This window comes from Butyricicoccus sp. AM32-19 (assembly GCF_003480365.1).
Taxonomy (GTDB): Bacteria; Bacillota; Clostridia; order Oscillospirales; family Butyricicoccaceae; genus Agathobaculum; species Agathobaculum butyriciproducens.
The window spans coordinates 78,437-93,827 of sequence record NZ_QUIX01000010.1 but is presented as its reverse complement, the minus strand read 5'-3'; the positions used below and the strand labels follow the sequence as shown (position 1 = coordinate 93,827).

The window sequence follows — 15,391 nt, the reverse complement described above, 5'->3', positions numbered from 1 at the left end:
ACCGATTGATTTATCTGCGTGAAAAAGGTAGAATAGATGTATCATGCAATAAAGGAGCGAACACGATCATGAGCGTCAATCGTTGTTATTCCGAGAAAAAAAACGGCTTCGATGTCGAAGCACGCAGCCTGTTCTCCAGCCTGCACGACCTGTTGGAAATCAAAAACCTGACTCATGTGCGCTATCTCTGCCGCTACGACGCAGAGGGACTTGCACCTGAGACCTACGAGAAGGCAAAGGGCATCGTATTCTCCGAGCCTATGGCTGATGTGTGCTACGACGAGGACTTCCCCCGTCCGGAAGGCGCTCACACCATCCTTGCGGTAGAGCCGCTGCCCGGTCAGTTCGATCAGCGCGCCGATTCCTGCGCACAGTGCATCCAGCTGCTCACCGGCGGCGAACGCCCGACCGTTGCCGCTGCTAAAATCTACGTTCTGGAAGGCGAGCTCACTGCTGAGGACATGGACAAGATCCGCGGTTATCTGATTAACCCCGTAGACACCCGCGAGGCTTCGATGGCTAAGCCTGCAACCCTCAAGGTAGAGTACGCTATCCCGACCAGCGTGGCATCGGTTGTCGGCTTTACTCACATGGACGAGACGGCTCTCTCTGAGCTGCTGCATAATATGGGTCTGGCGATGGATCTGGACGACCTCAAGTTCCTGCAGACCTACTTCCGCGACACCGAAAAGCGCGACCCGACCATCACCGAGGTTCGCATGGTCGATACTTACTGGTCCGACCACTGCCGCCACACCACCTTCCTCACCCAGATCGATGACGTAAAGTTCGAAGATCAGATGGTGCAGGACGCATTTGACCGCTACATGGCTGCCCGCGTGGAGGTCTACGGCGAGGAAAAGGCTGCCAAGCGCCCGGTTACGCTGATGGACATGGGTACGATTGCGGCTAAGGTGCTCAAAAAGCGTGGCTACCTGAAGAATATCGACGAGTCCGAGGAGATCAACGCCTGCTCCATTAAGGTGAAGGCACTCGTGAACGGTCACTACGAGGACTGGCTGCTCATGTTCAAGAACGAGACCCACAACCACCCGACCGAGATCGAGCCGTTCGGCGGCGCTGCTACCTGCCTCGGCGGTGCGATCCGCGACCCGCTGTCCGGCCGCTCCTACGTTTATCAGGCAATGCGCGTAACCGGCGCGGGCGACCCGACCGTGCCGCTCTCTGAAACCCTCGAGCACAAGCTGCCGCAGCGCAAGCTGTGCCAGACCGCTGCTGCGGGCTACTCCTCCTACGGCAACCAGATCGGCCTTGCGACCGGCCTCGTACACGAGATCTACCACCCGGGCTATGTCGCAAAGCGCATGGAGATCGGCGCTGTTGTCGGTGCGGCTCCGCTGGAGAACGTCATCCGCGAGGTACCCGAGCCGGGCGACATCGTCATCCTGCTCGGCGGCAAGACCGGCCGTGACGGCTGCGGCGGCGCTACCGGCTCCTCTAAGAAGCACACTGAGGAGTCCCTTGAGACCTGCGGTGCTGAGGTACAGAAGGGCAATCCGCCTGAGGAGCGCAAGATTCAGCGTCTGTTCCGTGACGGCAATGTCACCCGCATGATCCGCCGCTGCAACGACTTCGGCGCGGGTGGTGTTTCGGTTGCCATTGGCGAGCTGGCCGACGGTCTGGACATCGACCTGAACGCTGTACCGAAGAAGTACGACGGTCTGGATGGCACCGAGCTGGCCATCTCCGAGTCGCAGGAGCGCATGGCTGTCGTTGTCCGCGCAAAGGACGTCGATGCGTTCATTGCGGCTGCGGCCAAGGAGAATATCGAGGCTGTTGTCGTAGCCACCGTTACCGACAAGAACCGCCTGTGCATGACCTGGAACGGTGTTAAGATCGTGGATGTTTCCCGTGATTTCCTCAACACCAATGGCTGCTCCAAGCACGTTGACGCAGAGGTTGGCGCACTGCCGACTCCGTCCATCTCCTGCGCTCCGGCAGGCAATTCCGAAAAGGAAAAGCTGCTGAACCACGCCTCTACCCTCGGCATCTGCCTCGAGCGCGGTCTGGTCGAGCGTTTCGACGGCTCCATCGGTGCAAGCTCGGTATTCATGCCCTTCGGCGGCAAGTATCAGCTGACCCCGACGCAGGTCATGGCGGCTACCATGCCGGCACTGAACGGTCAATGCGAAACCGCCTCTGTCATGGCATTCGGCTTTGACCCCTACTTCACCGAGCAGAACCCGTATCTCGGTGCTTCTTCCGCGGTAATCGAGTCTGTAGCTAAGCTGGTTGCTGCCGGCTGTGACTTTGAGACCGCATACCTCACTTTCCAGGAGTATTTCGAGCGTCTCGGCAAGGACCCGAAGCGTTTCGGCAAGCCGCTGTCTGCCCTGTTGGGCGCGTACACCGCACAGGAGAACCTGTGTCTGGCAGCTATCGGCGGCAAGGACTCCATGAGCGGCTCGTTCGACGATATGGACGTACCGCCCACGCTGGTTTCGTTCGCCATCGCGCCGCAGGACGCTTCCCGCCTGATCTCTCCTGAGTTCAAAGCGGCAGGCCATCCGGTTTACTTCTTCGACTCACCGTACAATCAGGACGGCACGCCGGATTACACCACGCTCAAGTTCATGTGGAACGAGGTCGCAAACCTGATTGCGTCCGGCAAGGCGGTTTCCGCGTGGGCGCTGTCCACCGGCGGTATCGCTGAGGGCGTGTGCAAAATGGCGCTCGGCAACAAAATTGGCTTTAAGATGGACGATTCCTTCCCGTCTGACGCGCTGTACCTCAAGAACTTCGGCGGCATCCTGATCGAAGCCGCATCCGAACTCCCGGCTTACTGGCTGGTCGGCTATACCACCGACGATGAGAAGATCACGGTTGCCGATGAGTCCGTCACCATCGACGAGCTGACGAATGCCTTCGAGGGCAAGCTCGAGAGCGTGTTCCCGACCAAGGCGGCTGCTTCCGACGAGCATCTGACCAAGGTTTCCTTCACCGAGCGCAATGTTTCCGCTCCGGCGGTCAAGAACGCAAAGCCGCTGGCGGTTATTCCGGTATTCCCCGGCACCAACTGCGAGTACGACACCGCCCGTGCGGTTGAGAATGCAGGCGGCGCAGCTGAGATCGTCGTAGTCCGCAACTTCTCCGCGGATGCCCTCCGCGAGAGCGCTGAGCAGCTCGAAAACTCCATCCGTAAGGCGCAGATGGTTATCCTGCCGGGCGGCTTCTCCGGCGGTGACGAGCCGGACGGTTCCGGTAAGTTCATTGCGTCCTTCCTGCGCGACGCAGGCATCAAGGATAGCATCCACGAGCTGCTGAACAAGCGCGACGGTCTGATGCTCGGCATCTGCAACGGCTTCCAGGCGCTCATCAAGCTTGGTCTGGTTCCCTACGGCGAAATCCGTGACGAGATGACCGGCGACGACCCGACGCTGACCTTCAACCTCATCGGCCGCCACCAGAGCCGCTACGCGACCACCCGCGTTGCGTCGGTCAAGTCTCCGTGGCTGTCCTCCTGCAATGTCGGCGACCTGCACTCCATCGCGTTCTCTCACGGCGAGGGCCGCTTCGTGGCACCGCAGAACATCATTGACGACCTGATCAAGAACGGTCAGGTAGCGTTCCAGTACACCGATCTGAACGGTGACCCGTCCATGGACATCGCGTGGAACCCGAACGGCTCCATGTGCGCGATCGAGGGTATCACCTCTCCGGACGGCCGTGTGCTCGGCAAGATGGGTCACACCGAGCGTTACAGCCCGTTTGTCGGCAAGAATATCTACGGCGAAAAGTATCAGCCGCTGTTCGCAAACGGCGTGAAATACTTTAAGTAAAGCCTGTGCAGAAAGCGCCCTCGGAGAGGGCGCTTTCCTATCAATAAATACAATATGAAAAAGCGGTTAAAAAATACTATAAGCGCATCATGCAAGACATTTTAGGATATATCAGTTCATCCCCATATTGGCGGCAAATTCTACGAGATACTCCTGCATTTCCCCAATAGTATTGGAGACTACCGATTTCTCACAGCTTGATTGTCATCTTGCTCATATTTGCCAACGAAATAGACTTTCTTTCGGCGTATATCGAACCGAGTTTGATCCTGTCAATAGTCACGAATGCTTGATCTTTGTATATGCGAACGACTCATTTTGTTCGCATCTTTGTGCCGTTTCCTTCAATAATCTTGATTATTTATAACAGGAGCACCTACAACAGAAATTTATACAGAGCGTGGTTTCTATAACAGCTCCTATGAATTGTCTTTTCATGATCTATCCAAATATTCTTTAACGTCAAAGAACAAACTTGCAATCCAAAAAACTTCGCAACTCACTTTCTTCCAATAACGAGGTATTTTTATGAACCCCTGTGAGCACAAAGTCCAATACTATGAAACCGATGGCATGGGCATCGTCCACCATTCGAACTACATCCGCTGGTTCGAGGAAGCGCGCGTGGACCTGCTCGAGCAGCTCGGCTTTGGCTACGACCGCATTGAAGAGACCGGTTACAGCGGTCCGGTGCTGGAGGTCTCCTGCCAGTACAAAACCATGTCGAAATTCGGCGAAACCGTGCGAATCGAAGCATCTATCACGCAGTACAACGGCGTGCGCATGACGCTGCACTATGATGTCTACGACAAGGCAACCGGCACGCTACGCTGTACCGGCGACAGCCGCCACTGCTTTATCAACGCCGAGGGCAAACCGGCTATCCTCAAGCGGTGCTGGCCGGAGTTTGACGCGGCACTGGCTGCAAATACTGTCAAAGAGTAAAAAAACCGTCATCTCTGCATTTGAGATGACGGTTTTTGCCTGTGTTATCCTTTATTCTCCACGCCGGTCAGGTCCTTAACAACTTCGCCTGCAATGATAAGACCCGCAACAGCAGGCACAAACGCAGTGCTGCCCGGAACCTGCCTGCGCTGGGTGCATTTTCTGGCAGTGCCCGGCGGGCAGATGCAGTTCTGGCGGCAGCTGATCGCCATATCGTCGATGGGCGTCATAGCCGGCTCCTTGGAGTACACGACCTTGAGCTTGCGGATGCGGCGCTTGCGCAGCTCATAGCGCATAACACGCGCGAGCGGACAGCCGGAGGTCTTATAAATATCCGTCACTTCCAGCTTGTCGGCGTGAATCTTGTTGCCTGCACCCATGCAGCTGATGATGCGCGTACCGGCCTTGGTTGCCTGCTCGATCAGCTCGAGCTTGCCGGTTACGGTGTCGATCGCATCCACAACGTAGTCATACTGGGTGAAATCGAACTGAGAAGCGGTCTCAGGCGTGTAAAAGGTTTTGTAAATGTTGACCTTGCATTCCGGATTGATATCGTGAATACGCTCGGCAGCGGCCTCTACTTTATACTGACCGACCGTCCTGCGGGTAGCGATGATCTGGCGATTGATGTTGGTCAGGCACACCTTATCATCGTCGATGAGGTCAAGTGTGCCGACACCCGAACGCGCCAGCGCCTCTACCGTGTAGCCGCCTACACCGCCGATGCCGAATACCGCAACACGCGCGTTGTACAGGCGCTCCATTCCCTGCTTGCCAAGCAGCAGCTCGGTTCTCGAAAATTGATTGAGCAAGTTTTTTCTCCCTTTCGTTCAGTTTTTCGCTTAGTTATAAGTATAACGGGGAATGCCTACTGTGTCAATAGGAAAGCTGTTGTTCCCCTGCACCGATTGACCGGGACACACGAACTGCGCAAGCGTCTTCGTCCCTGACGGGCGGGAAGTTTTTCGCTGAACCTCAGCGGGGAGTTGCGCTCTGCGGAGCGCGGGAACGTGCGCTGACGCCGCGCGGGCGCACAAGAGGATAGACACCTGCGGTTTCCACCCTCTTGTGAATCACCCCTTTCCCTTGGATAGTCTGGCGCAGATTACCGACATGTGACCGCTGCGAAAAGGGGAACGGCAGTCGGGTTACCGTTGCGTGTCTTTCTCCGCCTTTTCGCAGTTCACAGACAGCGTACTGCTACACATACGGTTAAATCCACGCAGGCGCAACACAAGGTGAATTGCCCGCAGGGCAAGAGAGGGTCCCCTGGGGGATACCCGTGTTGCGCAATTCTTTAACACGTTATACCGCATAGCACCTACGAATTTAGGCATTCGGTACAATTTATCTTCGCAGGCCCTATCTATCATAACGCGCTAACAAATTGTGCGGCACTGTCATGCCGCACCCAGCGTAGAATAGCCGACCTGTGTAGCAGAACACGATCTGACACTGCGAATAGGTAAAACAATGGGAGCACACTGTGCTCTCCTACGGTAGAAAAAATCCTCTTCCGTTTCCCTATTTCGCAGCGGTCGCCGATCTCTGGTCTGCGCCAGACTCGGAAACAAAGGGAAACGGGAGTTAAGAGGGTAGAAACCGTAGGTGTCTACCCTCTTGCCCACCGCGCGGGCGCGGCGTCAGCGTAGTTACACTCGCTTCCAAGCGACCAATGCCACTCCTGCCGAGATAAACTCCGTCACCCAGAACGCATGCCAAACGCCATTCGCACCCATCATCTTACACAGCACGACCGCGATCGGCAGAATGACCACGGTATACCGGCACAGCGAAATCACGAGTGACGCCGTACCCTTTCCGAGTCCTTCCAGTGCGCCGGATGCCGTAACCGAAACCGCCGAAACAAGAAATCCCACACAGATAATGCGCAGCGCATGTGCACCGATGACCACCGTCCGGACATTTTCGGTGAAAAGCGCCATCAGCGGAGACGCAAACGCCAGACACAGCACCGTGCCGATCATCATAATGCACGCGCACAGCGCAAGCGCTACCTGAAAAATACGGCTGACGCGTTCCCGCTCACCCGCACCGTAGTTGTAACCGATCACCGGACGCATGCCCTGAATAATGCCGCTCGCAGGCAAATACAGGAAAGTCTGCAATTTGTAATAGATGCCGAGCACGACCACATACGCCTGACTGAGCTCAGCCAGCAGCGCATTCAGACACGAGATGAGCAATGACGGCAGCGCCAGATTGAGTGCTGCCGGAATGCCGACTGCATACAGCCGTGCCGTGATGCCTCGAGCGCCGTGCAGCCCCTTGCGTGTGATATGCACGGACGCCGGCTGCAGCCGATATATCACCAGATAGAATGCCAGCGTTACCAGCTGGCCGATGCCGGTGGCGAGCGCCGCGCCGCGCATGCCGAGCCGCGGGAACGGCCCGATACCGAAGATGAGCAGCGGGTCCAGCACGATATTTGTTACGCAGCCGAACAGCAGCGCCGTCATGGTCACCTGCATGCGGCCCATCGCCTGATAAATCTTCTCGAACGCGAGACCGACCATGATAATCACCGAGAACGCGAACGCGATAGACGCGTACTGCGTACCCATCTCCGCTACCTGCTCAGAATCCGTGAACAGCCGCAGGAAACGCGGCATAACGGTGATGCACACGATCATGCTCACTACGCCGTGAACAACTGAGCACGCAATACCGCGCGTCGCCGCCGCGTCTGCCTTGTCGATCTCACCGGCACCGAGATGATACGAAATCACTGCGTTAATGCCCACGCCGAAGCCGATAGCGAGCGCGTTTATCAAATTCTGTACCGGATAGACCAGTGACAGCGCTGTTATCGCGTCCTCCCCTATTTTTGCAACAAACAGGCTGTCGATGATGTTGTACAGCGAGTTCACCAGCATGGAAACCACCATCGGCAGCGCCATTGAGAGCAGCAGCGGCAGTATCGGCTTTTCCCGCATAAAGCGTTGGTTCACGTTCGGTTCCTCCCTTTTGTGCAAATAAAAAACCGCACGACCGGAATCCCGGTCGTGCGGCGAAAAAGAACATCTTGAGATGCTGTAAAAATCCACACAAATTTTAGTGAGATAAGTTTATCATAAAAGATGCGGAATTGTCAAGCCGTCAGTTAATCTCGGTCGGCAGATCGACATAGCTGCTCAGATCGGTCGGCAGCGTAATCTTAACCGCATCGCCGGTAGCGGTTACCTTAGCGGCTGCGTTCAGAGTTGCGCTGATGGTCTCGCCCTCTGCTGTAATATCAACCGTACCGGAAATCGCGGTATCGGTAAGCATGCCATTGACTGCCTTCGCGGTAACATTCATATCGCGGGTTTTGATGGAAACACCGTCCAGCATGCCGCCGAGCAGCTCGTCAAACAGGTCGGAACTGAAGACACTGTTCATGTTGTACTTAACGGTCATACCGCCGCTGCCCTTGGTAATGCTCTCGATCGCGCTGACCGGAACAGAACTGTTCATAGCAGAAATCTCCATGCCGTTCAGCACATCATCAAAGGACATCGCCATTTTGTACTTGCCCTGTGCACCCATATCCATGTAGTAAGTGCCATTGGTGAAGTAATAGTTAATATCCTGCGAAATACTGGTATCGCCGCTGTTCGCCAAAGACGGGTCGATCGTCATGTTCAGCTTGCCGCCAAATGCCATCACGGACTTGTCCAGCTCCTTGAGGTTCATATCGGCCTTAATCGTCATCGGCATGGACATATCGAGCAGCTTGGTGGTGCCGAGTTTAACGCTTGCCTTGATGTTCATATCCATAGCCATCTTGGACTCCGCCGAGGTGTTCTTCGCAGCGGTGTTGAATGTGTCCGCGTCTGCGAAAAATGCGCCCAGAGAAGCAGCCTTGGTCTTGTCAACCGCACCGTCTGCAACCAGCTTATCGAGCAGAATGCTGTCACTGCCCTTGACATCGGTATCAAGCGCGGTCAGGCTCATTGCAACTACGTTGTCACGCAGGAAATTCTTGGTGCTGCAATTGACATCGTCCACCAGGCCAACCTGCTCACCGAAATCCAGTGCTTTGGCATAGGTAAAATCGCCCTTGGCATCCGAGTAGCCGAGTGCGCGCAGCAGGAACGTGGTATACATCTGTGCAGAGCACTTGCCGGTCGGGTTATAGGCAGTCTCACTCATGCCGTTGGCAAGGCCGTTATCGTACAGGTACTGCACATACGGCTTTTCCCAGCCCTTCAGATCGGTAAACGGTGCGGTGTAGGTCAGCTTTTCCGCCTCAGCCTCCTTGCCCAGCAGGCGGACCAGCATTGCCGAAGCCTCGGCACGGGTAGGTGCCTTGTCAAGCTGGTAACCCTGATTCGTGCCCTGGAACAGTCCCACGTCCTTCAGGCGGTCCGCACAGTTTGTGAAGTTCGCCGCACCGGCTGTTGCCGTAATGCCGGCAGCAACCAGCATGGATGCCAGTGCGATTCTCATCTTTTTCATATTATCTTCCTCCTTTTGATTGAAAAAGCCAATAGATTTTCTTTATTATAGCATGGTTCTTAGGAAAAGTAAACAACAATTCAGAAACGATGCGGCTATCTGATGCATGATTGCAAATCCGCGCAGAACATGGTAAACTAAAGGTGCTTTTTGTCGGTTGTTTTGCCTTTCTGACAGCAATTTTACCATACAGGGATGTTTGCTACATGGTTTTCAGCAGTCTGATTTTTCTATTTTTCTTTTTGCCGGCGGCGCTGTTCTGCTATTATATCGTGCCGCAGAAATTTATCCGAGTGCGGAACGCGGTGCTGCTTTTATTCAGCCTGTTCTTTTATTTCTACGGAGAGCCAAGGCTGATCGGCATGCTGATTTTTTCGATACTGATGAACTACCTGTTCGGCCTGTCCATGCGCAGTACATACAGAAAACCACTGCTCATTTTGTGCGTTATCGCTAATCTGAGCCTGCTGGGCGTGTTCAAGTATCTCAATTTCTTCATCAGCACGGCGGACAGCCTGTTCGGACTGGGTATTCCGGTGCCGGACATTGTCATGCCGATCGGCATCTCGTTTTACACCTTTCAGGCGCTCAGCTACGTCATTGACGTATACCGCCGGGAGGTTCCGCCGCAGCACGATCCGTTTTCGCTGGCGCTATACGTTTCCATGTTCCCGCAGCTTATCGCAGGCCCGATCGTACGCTACCACGATGTCAACGTGCAGCTTGCCGTGCGAAAACACTCGTTTGCGCAGTTTTCCGAGGGTATCAGCCGCTTCCTGTTCGGGCTCAGCAAAAAGGTACTGCTGTCCAATGTGTTCGCGCAGATTGCGGACGGCGTATTCAAATATGCACCGAGCGAGCTGTCCGCTGCCGGTGCGTGGATGGGCGCGATTGGCTATACGCTGCAGATTTACTTCGATTTCTCCGGCTACTCGGATATGGCGATCGGTCTCGGCAAAATGTTCGGCTTCGAGTTTCTCGAAAACTTCAACTACCCGTACATCAGCAAGTCAGTCACCGAGTTCTGGCGCCGCTGGCATATCTCGCTGTCCACCTGGTTCCGCGACTATGTGTACATTCCGCTGGGCGGCAACCGGTGCTCGCCCGCACGGCATATTTTCAATCTGCTTGCCGTATGGACGCTGACCGGCTTCTGGCACGGTGCCAACTGGACGTTTATGGCATGGGGTCTGTACTTTGGCGTGCTGCTCATTCTGGAAAAGAAATTCCTCGCCGGATGGATTACGCGCCTGCCGTCCGTGCTGCAGCATGTCTATGCGCTGTTTTTTATCGTCATCGGCTGGGTGTTCTTCCGCAGCGATTCGATGGGACTGGCAGTGCAGTATCTCGGCAGCATGTTCACCTCGGCGGTGCCGCTCAACCGGTTCGTAATCGAATATCTGCTGCGGTTCTGGCCATACCTGCTGTTCGGTGTTGTATTGTCCGCACCGGTGTTCCCGCGTCTCAAGTCCACCCGTATCTGGCGTGTACTGGAGTTTCCGGTGCTGGCTGTCCTGTTCACACTGTGCCTGATGCGCCTGCTCGCCAGCAGCTACAACCCATTTATCTACTTCCGCTTCTGAGGAGGGCTGAGACATGAAAAACGCGAAGCATATTGTCAAAACCGTGCTGTTCTGCGGTACGCTGGCCGTTTTTTCGGCTGTCAGCGTATTCAGTCCGAAGGAAAAAGGCTCGTTTTACGAAAACCGCAGGCTGGCGGTCTTTCCGGTGCCGAGCGTCGAGACCGTGCTGGACGGCACGTTTTTCTCCGATGTAGAGACCTATATCAGCGACCACTTTGCCTGCCGTGTTCCGCTGCTGCGGCTGAACGTCCGCAAAGAGCTTGCGCTGCACAATCCGGTCGTCAGCAACACGGTTATCGCAGGCGATACGCTGCTGCCCTATCACGGCAAGCCGCGCACCGATTATGACCATGAAAATATGCAGACCGTACTGGATGCGCTCTCGCAGGTGAGCGCGGCGTGTGAGACTGTCGGTGCAAAGTTCATCTATCTGTCCATTCCCGAGCAGAGCAGTGCTTTGCGGTACAAATATCCGTCATACCTCACGTCCGGCACCTACACGGATGATTCCATGCGCACGGACTTCCTCGCCGGACTGGATGCGCGCGGCATTGACTGCCTGAACATGGCGGACTATCTCTGTACCGATTCGGAGAAATATTACAGCAAAACCGACCATCACTACAACTTTTACGGCGCGTATGAGACCTATCTGCGCACTATGGAGCACCTGCAGACGCTCGGCATAGACGCACCTGTCACCACCGATGTGACCATCGAGCAGATTGAGCGGCCGTTCCTCGGTTCCCGCTCCCGCAAGCTGCTCGGCGAGTACCCCACGGATGACAAGCTGTACCGCTTCACGCTCGGCACACCCGTACCCTTTACGCGAGAAGATAACGGCAAGCCGGTTGCCAGCACGGTGGTCAATGAGAATTTCAACAACGTGTACGATTACTACATGGGCGGCGACATTGGCGAAACCATTATCAAGACAAACCGTCCCGGTCTGCCGCGCGTGCTTGTCGTCGGCGATTCGTTCACGAACCCCTTAGAGGGTATCCTGTATACCTCGTGCGATGAAATGCGCAGTCTGGATTACCGTCACTATGACGGCGAGAATATCCTCGACTATATCGCAAAATATCAGCCTGATGTCGTGCTGTATGTCCGCGATGATCTGACCTGCATCACCACCCAAGGCAACGGCACGATGGGACTTGCGGAATAAAAAAGACACCCCTTGGGGTGTCTTTTTCAGGTAGACATGCGGTGCAATTGAGAACGGAAAATTCTTCTCGGGCTTTTACTTCAATTACTGCCAATCAAGCGGCTTCGGTTGCTCAAATGTAGTTGTTGGCTCACAGAAGACGTGCTCATGTGCACTCTTGAGGATGCACTCCATCACCTCAAGCGAATGCAGCGCCATCTCGCCGGAGGCACGCGGCTTGCGGCCCTCCTCGAGCGCGTAGACGAGATCCACCAGACCGATACCGCGCGGGTTCTCGGCGTGGCTGACCGAATTGTACGGATGGCTGTTCGGCACGACCGGCCACGGCGCGTTTACGTTCTCCGGACAGCGCTCGGCATCCGCCCAGCGGTACTGGTCGGGCGTGCGCATGAGCGTATCGCCGCCGAACAGATTAGGACCGGAAATCGGGTCCTTCTCGTTAATGAGAACGGTTCCCTCGGTACCGTAAATCTCCATACGCGGCAGCTCGGAATCCCAGACGTCAAAACTGCAGGTCAGCGTCACCTGTGCGCCGCACACAAACTCAAGAATTGCGTTGATATGAGTATCCACGTCCACCGGCAGCACCTGTCCCTTGCTCGGGCCGGACGGCACGGTGCGCGTCTCTCCTGCCTTGGTGGCCATTGCGCAAACGCGCTTTACCGGGCCGAGCAGGCTGAGCAGCGCGGTGACGTAGTACGGCCCCATGTCGTACAGCGGGCCCGCACCCGGCTGATAGAAGAATGCCGGAGCCGGATGGTGGAACTCGTGCCCGTGACCGACAAACCACGCACCGCCGCCCGTGATGCGGCCCAGTCTGCCGCTGTCGATCAGCTCCCGGATGTTCTGCAAGCGGCCGCCGAGGAAGGTGTCCGGCGCGCAGCCAATCAGCAGTCCCTTCTCCTTAGCAAGCGAAACAAGCTCCCTGCCCTGCTCAAACGTCATTGCCAGCGGCTTCTCCGTGTAGACATGCTTGCCTGCCTTCAAGGCTGCCAGATTATACTCATAATGTGCCTGTGGCGTCGTCAGATTGAGGATAATGTCAATATCCGGGTCAGCGATCAGCTCCATACCAGAGGCGTATGCCTTGGGAATACCGTGCTCTGCCGCCTTTCGCTGTGCCTTCTCCAGTCCGCGTGAGGCACACGCCACCACCTCGACTGTGTCATACTTTTTCAGATTGTTCAGGTAAACATTGCTGATATCGCCAATGCCGATTACACCAACGCGTAATTTCTTCATCTTATGTTCCTCCCTTTGCTCTTTGACCATATTATAAAAGGAATGCGGGTGGTTGTCTTACAATATCTTGCGATTTCTTACAGGCAGGAGACAGGAGTTTCGATTGCGATTTACCGCTGCGCAGGAGATCACCGACCGCCCGACAACACAGGAAACCATCGTCCACTCCTCACTTCTGACTCCTCATTCCTCACTTTTTACGACCTGCATGTGCGGATATGCAATATCAATGCCTTCCGCGTCATAGGTGAGCTTAATGCCCTCGAGCACAGCGCACTTCAGTGCGAATGCGGTGGCGTTATCCTTCGCCCACAGCGATGCACGCAGAACAACCGCAGAATCCGCCAGCTCAAGCACAACGACCGGCACATCGGGCACGCCGTCCTTTTTCTGCTGCTCGGTGCGAATATCGAGGAAGACCGGCTGCTTCCGCACCTCCCGGGCGAGCAGATCTTTGGCTTTTTTGAGGTCGCTTTCGTAGGTAATCCCCACTGTCAGGAACACGCAGACCTTGCTGTCCGCATAGTCGGCGTTCTCGATGATGGCACTGTTCATCTTGCTGTTTGGGATGATGACGCGCTTGTTCTCGAACGTGCGGACCGCAGTATGGTGCAGCGTGATCTCCTCAACGCAGCCGGTGATGTCATTATCGACATAGCGCACGACATCGCCCATCTTAAACGGCTTGAATGCGAGGATCATCATGCCGCTGACCACGCTGCCGAGTGCTTCCTGTGCTGCAAGACCGGCAACCACCGCAATCACACCGCCGGTCGCCAGCAGAGTACGCACCGCACTCGACAGCACCGGAATCGCACCTACGATGACCATGCCGCCCGCAAAGTACACCGCAGCAACCGCTATGTAGCGCACAAATCCTAAGACGGTCGCAATACTGCTGTTCGTTTTCCGGTGACGATCAACCAGCTTTTTCATCAGCCGATTGACCAGTCCGGCCGCCGCCAGCGTCAGGAGCAGCACCGCCACGGCCAGTATTCCCGTGGAAATCAGCTTTCCCAGCGGCGATTCCATAAATTCTGTAAACCATTCAAACATCAGGGTTCCCTCTCTTTCCGGAGATAGGTTTATTATAGCGTATCTGCGGGTACGATACAATAGGAAAAGCCTCGGAGCATACATCTCCGAGGCTTTTCACACGTTCATAAATGATATCCTATCGTTTTCCTGATGCTATCACCGCATAACCTCCACGAATGCAGGTTGCCCGGCAGGATGCTTACCCTTCCGGATAAAACTCCGCCGACGGTTCGGTCAGATGCTCATACACACGCACGAACGAGCTTTCCATATACGCCGAAAGAAAACCGTTCAGCACAGCGGTCAGGCATAGCGCCGCCACCAGAGCCGCCGCGAATACCGCAATCGCCATGCCGGTGCTCATCGCAGTCAGGCCGACCGTACCGAGCAGGATACATCCCCACAGAACAACGGCGATCAGTACATACCAGCCGGTAAAGCTGAGATCGAACACAAACAGCTTCATCAGATTTCCGCGGAACGCCCATGAAGCCTCACGCGTAGCCGCCCATGCACTGCGGTTCTCATCCTGCGCGAGCAGGAGCCAGCCTGCGTTATAAGTCTGCAGCTTAACGCGAATCGGAATCATCACCAGCAGGTACACAACCTGCAGCGCTCCCGCAATCACCTGATACTGTGCCGTATCCGAGACAGCCACAGCAACCGAAAATACGATTGCCGAATAGATGACGGTCGGCACGATTGACCAGATAATGCCGCGCAGCCACAGCGTAAACACCATGCGGATGCCCGCCCAGACACTTTTCAGCGAGGTAAACGGATACATGAGTGTACCCACCGTTACATCCTCGCCGTGTGCGAGGCCGATGTAAAAGTGCATGAGGCCGAACTGCAGGGGACCCGTGATCGCCAGCATAAGCGCAATGCACAACCATACCGTATTCAGTCCACGCGAGAGTGCCGCCATCAACTGGTAATCATTCGCAGAAACACCGCCTGCGATGAGCGCGAACGCTCTGCCGAACACGGAAACGTACAGGATCACCATCAGCAGCACATACGGCACGAGGTACATCAGCTGGATGCCGATACACCGGCCAAGGTTTTCCATTACACGCGCCTTCTGCTCCCGCTTAAGCTGTCTGCGGGTCTCAGCTGTAAAATTGTTCATAAAATTCTCCATTTTCTTT

General features: G+C 55.6%; 10 protein-coding genes. 4 read left to right on the top strand and 6 right to left on the bottom strand.

Annotated elements, in window-relative coordinates:
• Positions 1 to 68 precede the first annotated feature (68 nt).
• Together DW806_RS09715 and DW806_RS09710 are read left to right on the top strand one after the other, a co-directional pair.
• Complete coding sequence (locus DW806_RS09715; RefSeq protein ID WP_199677295.1) at positions 69 to 3,800, top strand: phosphoribosylformylglycinamidine synthase; 3,732 nt, start codon at positions 69 to 71, stop codon at positions 3,798 to 3,800.
• Between the two features lie 528 nt (positions 3,801 to 4,328).
• A complete protein-coding gene (locus tag DW806_RS09710; protein ID WP_118729816.1) occupies positions 4,329 to 4,745 on the top strand; it encodes an acyl-CoA thioesterase in 417 nt (138 codons plus the stop codon).
• 44 nt (positions 4,746 to 4,789) lie between these two features.
• On the opposite strand, the gene DW806_RS09705 is transcribed toward DW806_RS09710, so the two are convergent.
• From DW806_RS09705 to DW806_RS09695, 3 genes are all read right to left on the bottom strand, one after another.
• Positions 4,790 to 5,557: a tRNA threonylcarbamoyladenosine dehydratase gene (locus tag DW806_RS09705; protein WP_118729815.1), complete on the bottom strand. Its 768-nt coding sequence runs from the start codon at positions 5,555 to 5,557 to the stop codon at positions 4,790 to 4,792.
• 840 nt (positions 5,558 to 6,397) lie between these two features.
• Positions 6,398 to 7,717: an MATE family efflux transporter gene (locus DW806_RS09700; protein WP_118729814.1), complete on the bottom strand. Its 1,320-nt coding sequence runs from the start codon at positions 7,715 to 7,717 to the stop codon at positions 6,398 to 6,400.
• Between the two features lie 148 nt (positions 7,718 to 7,865).
• Positions 7,866 to 9,206 carry an S-layer homology domain-containing protein gene (locus DW806_RS09695; RefSeq protein ID WP_118729813.1) on the bottom strand — a complete coding sequence of 447 codons (1,341 nt, stop codon included), beginning with the start codon at positions 9,204 to 9,206 and terminating at the stop codon, positions 7,866 to 7,868.
• A 206-nt stretch (positions 9,207 to 9,412) separates the two neighbouring features.
• On the opposite strand from DW806_RS09695, the gene DW806_RS09690 reads away from it, so the two are divergent.
• Entirely contained in the window at positions 9,413 to 10,789 is a 1,377-nt protein-coding gene (locus DW806_RS09690; protein ID WP_118729812.1) for an MBOAT family O-acyltransferase, read from the top strand.
• A gap of 13 nt (positions 10,790 to 10,802) precedes the next feature.
• Positions 10,803 to 11,960 carry a DHHW family protein gene (locus DW806_RS09685; protein ID WP_118729811.1) on the top strand — a complete coding sequence of 386 codons (1,158 nt, stop codon included), beginning with the start codon at positions 10,803 to 10,805 and terminating at the stop codon, positions 11,958 to 11,960.
• Positions 11,961 to 12,044: 84 nt separating this feature from the next.
• Here DW806_RS09685 and DW806_RS09680 read toward each other — a convergent pair whose 3' ends face one another.
• The 3 genes from DW806_RS09680 to DW806_RS09670 form a co-directional block, all read right to left on the bottom strand.
• Positions 12,045 to 13,202: a Gfo/Idh/MocA family protein gene (locus DW806_RS09680; protein WP_118729810.1), complete on the bottom strand. Its 1,158-nt coding sequence runs from the start codon at positions 13,200 to 13,202 to the stop codon at positions 12,045 to 12,047.
• A gap of 183 nt (positions 13,203 to 13,385) precedes the next feature.
• Positions 13,386 to 14,258, bottom strand: a complete 873-nt coding sequence (locus tag DW806_RS09675; RefSeq protein WP_158578342.1) for a mechanosensitive ion channel family protein — start codon at positions 14,256 to 14,258, stop codon at positions 13,386 to 13,388.
• A 181-nt stretch (positions 14,259 to 14,439) separates the two neighbouring features.
• Positions 14,440 to 15,372 (bottom strand): DUF975 family protein, encoded by a 933-nt coding sequence (locus tag DW806_RS09670; protein WP_158578341.1) that lies wholly within the window; start codon positions 15,370 to 15,372, stop codon positions 14,440 to 14,442.
• Between the last annotated feature and the right edge of the window lie 19 nt (positions 15,373 to 15,391).

Bases quoted from the DNA above. Each gene is read 5' to 3' on its own strand.
- DW806_RS09715 (WP_199677295.1), top strand. From the start codon at position 69: ATGAGCGTCAATCGTTGTTATTCCGAGAAAAAAAACGGCTTCGATGTC.
- DW806_RS09710 (WP_118729816.1), top strand. From the start codon at position 4,329: ATGAACCCCTGTGAGCACAAAGTCCAATACTATGAAACCGATGGCATG.
- DW806_RS09695 (WP_118729813.1), bottom strand. From the start codon at position 9,206: ATGAAAAAGATGAGAATCGCACTGGCATCCATGCTGGTTGCTGCCGGC.
- DW806_RS09690 (WP_118729812.1), top strand. From the start codon at position 9,413: ATGGTTTTCAGCAGTCTGATTTTTCTATTTTTCTTTTTGCCGGCGGCG.
- DW806_RS09685 (WP_118729811.1), top strand. From the start codon at position 10,803: ATGAAAAACGCGAAGCATATTGTCAAAACCGTGCTGTTCTGCGGTACG.
- DW806_RS09680 (WP_118729810.1), bottom strand. From the start codon at position 13,202: ATGAAGAAATTACGCGTTGGTGTAATCGGCATTGGCGATATCAGCAAT.
- DW806_RS09675 (WP_158578342.1), bottom strand. From the start codon at position 14,258: ATGTTTGAATGGTTTACAGAATTTATGGAATCGCCGCTGGGAAAGCTG.
- DW806_RS09670 (WP_158578341.1), bottom strand. From the start codon at position 15,372: ATGAACAATTTTACAGCTGAGACCCGCAGACAGCTTAAGCGGGAGCAG.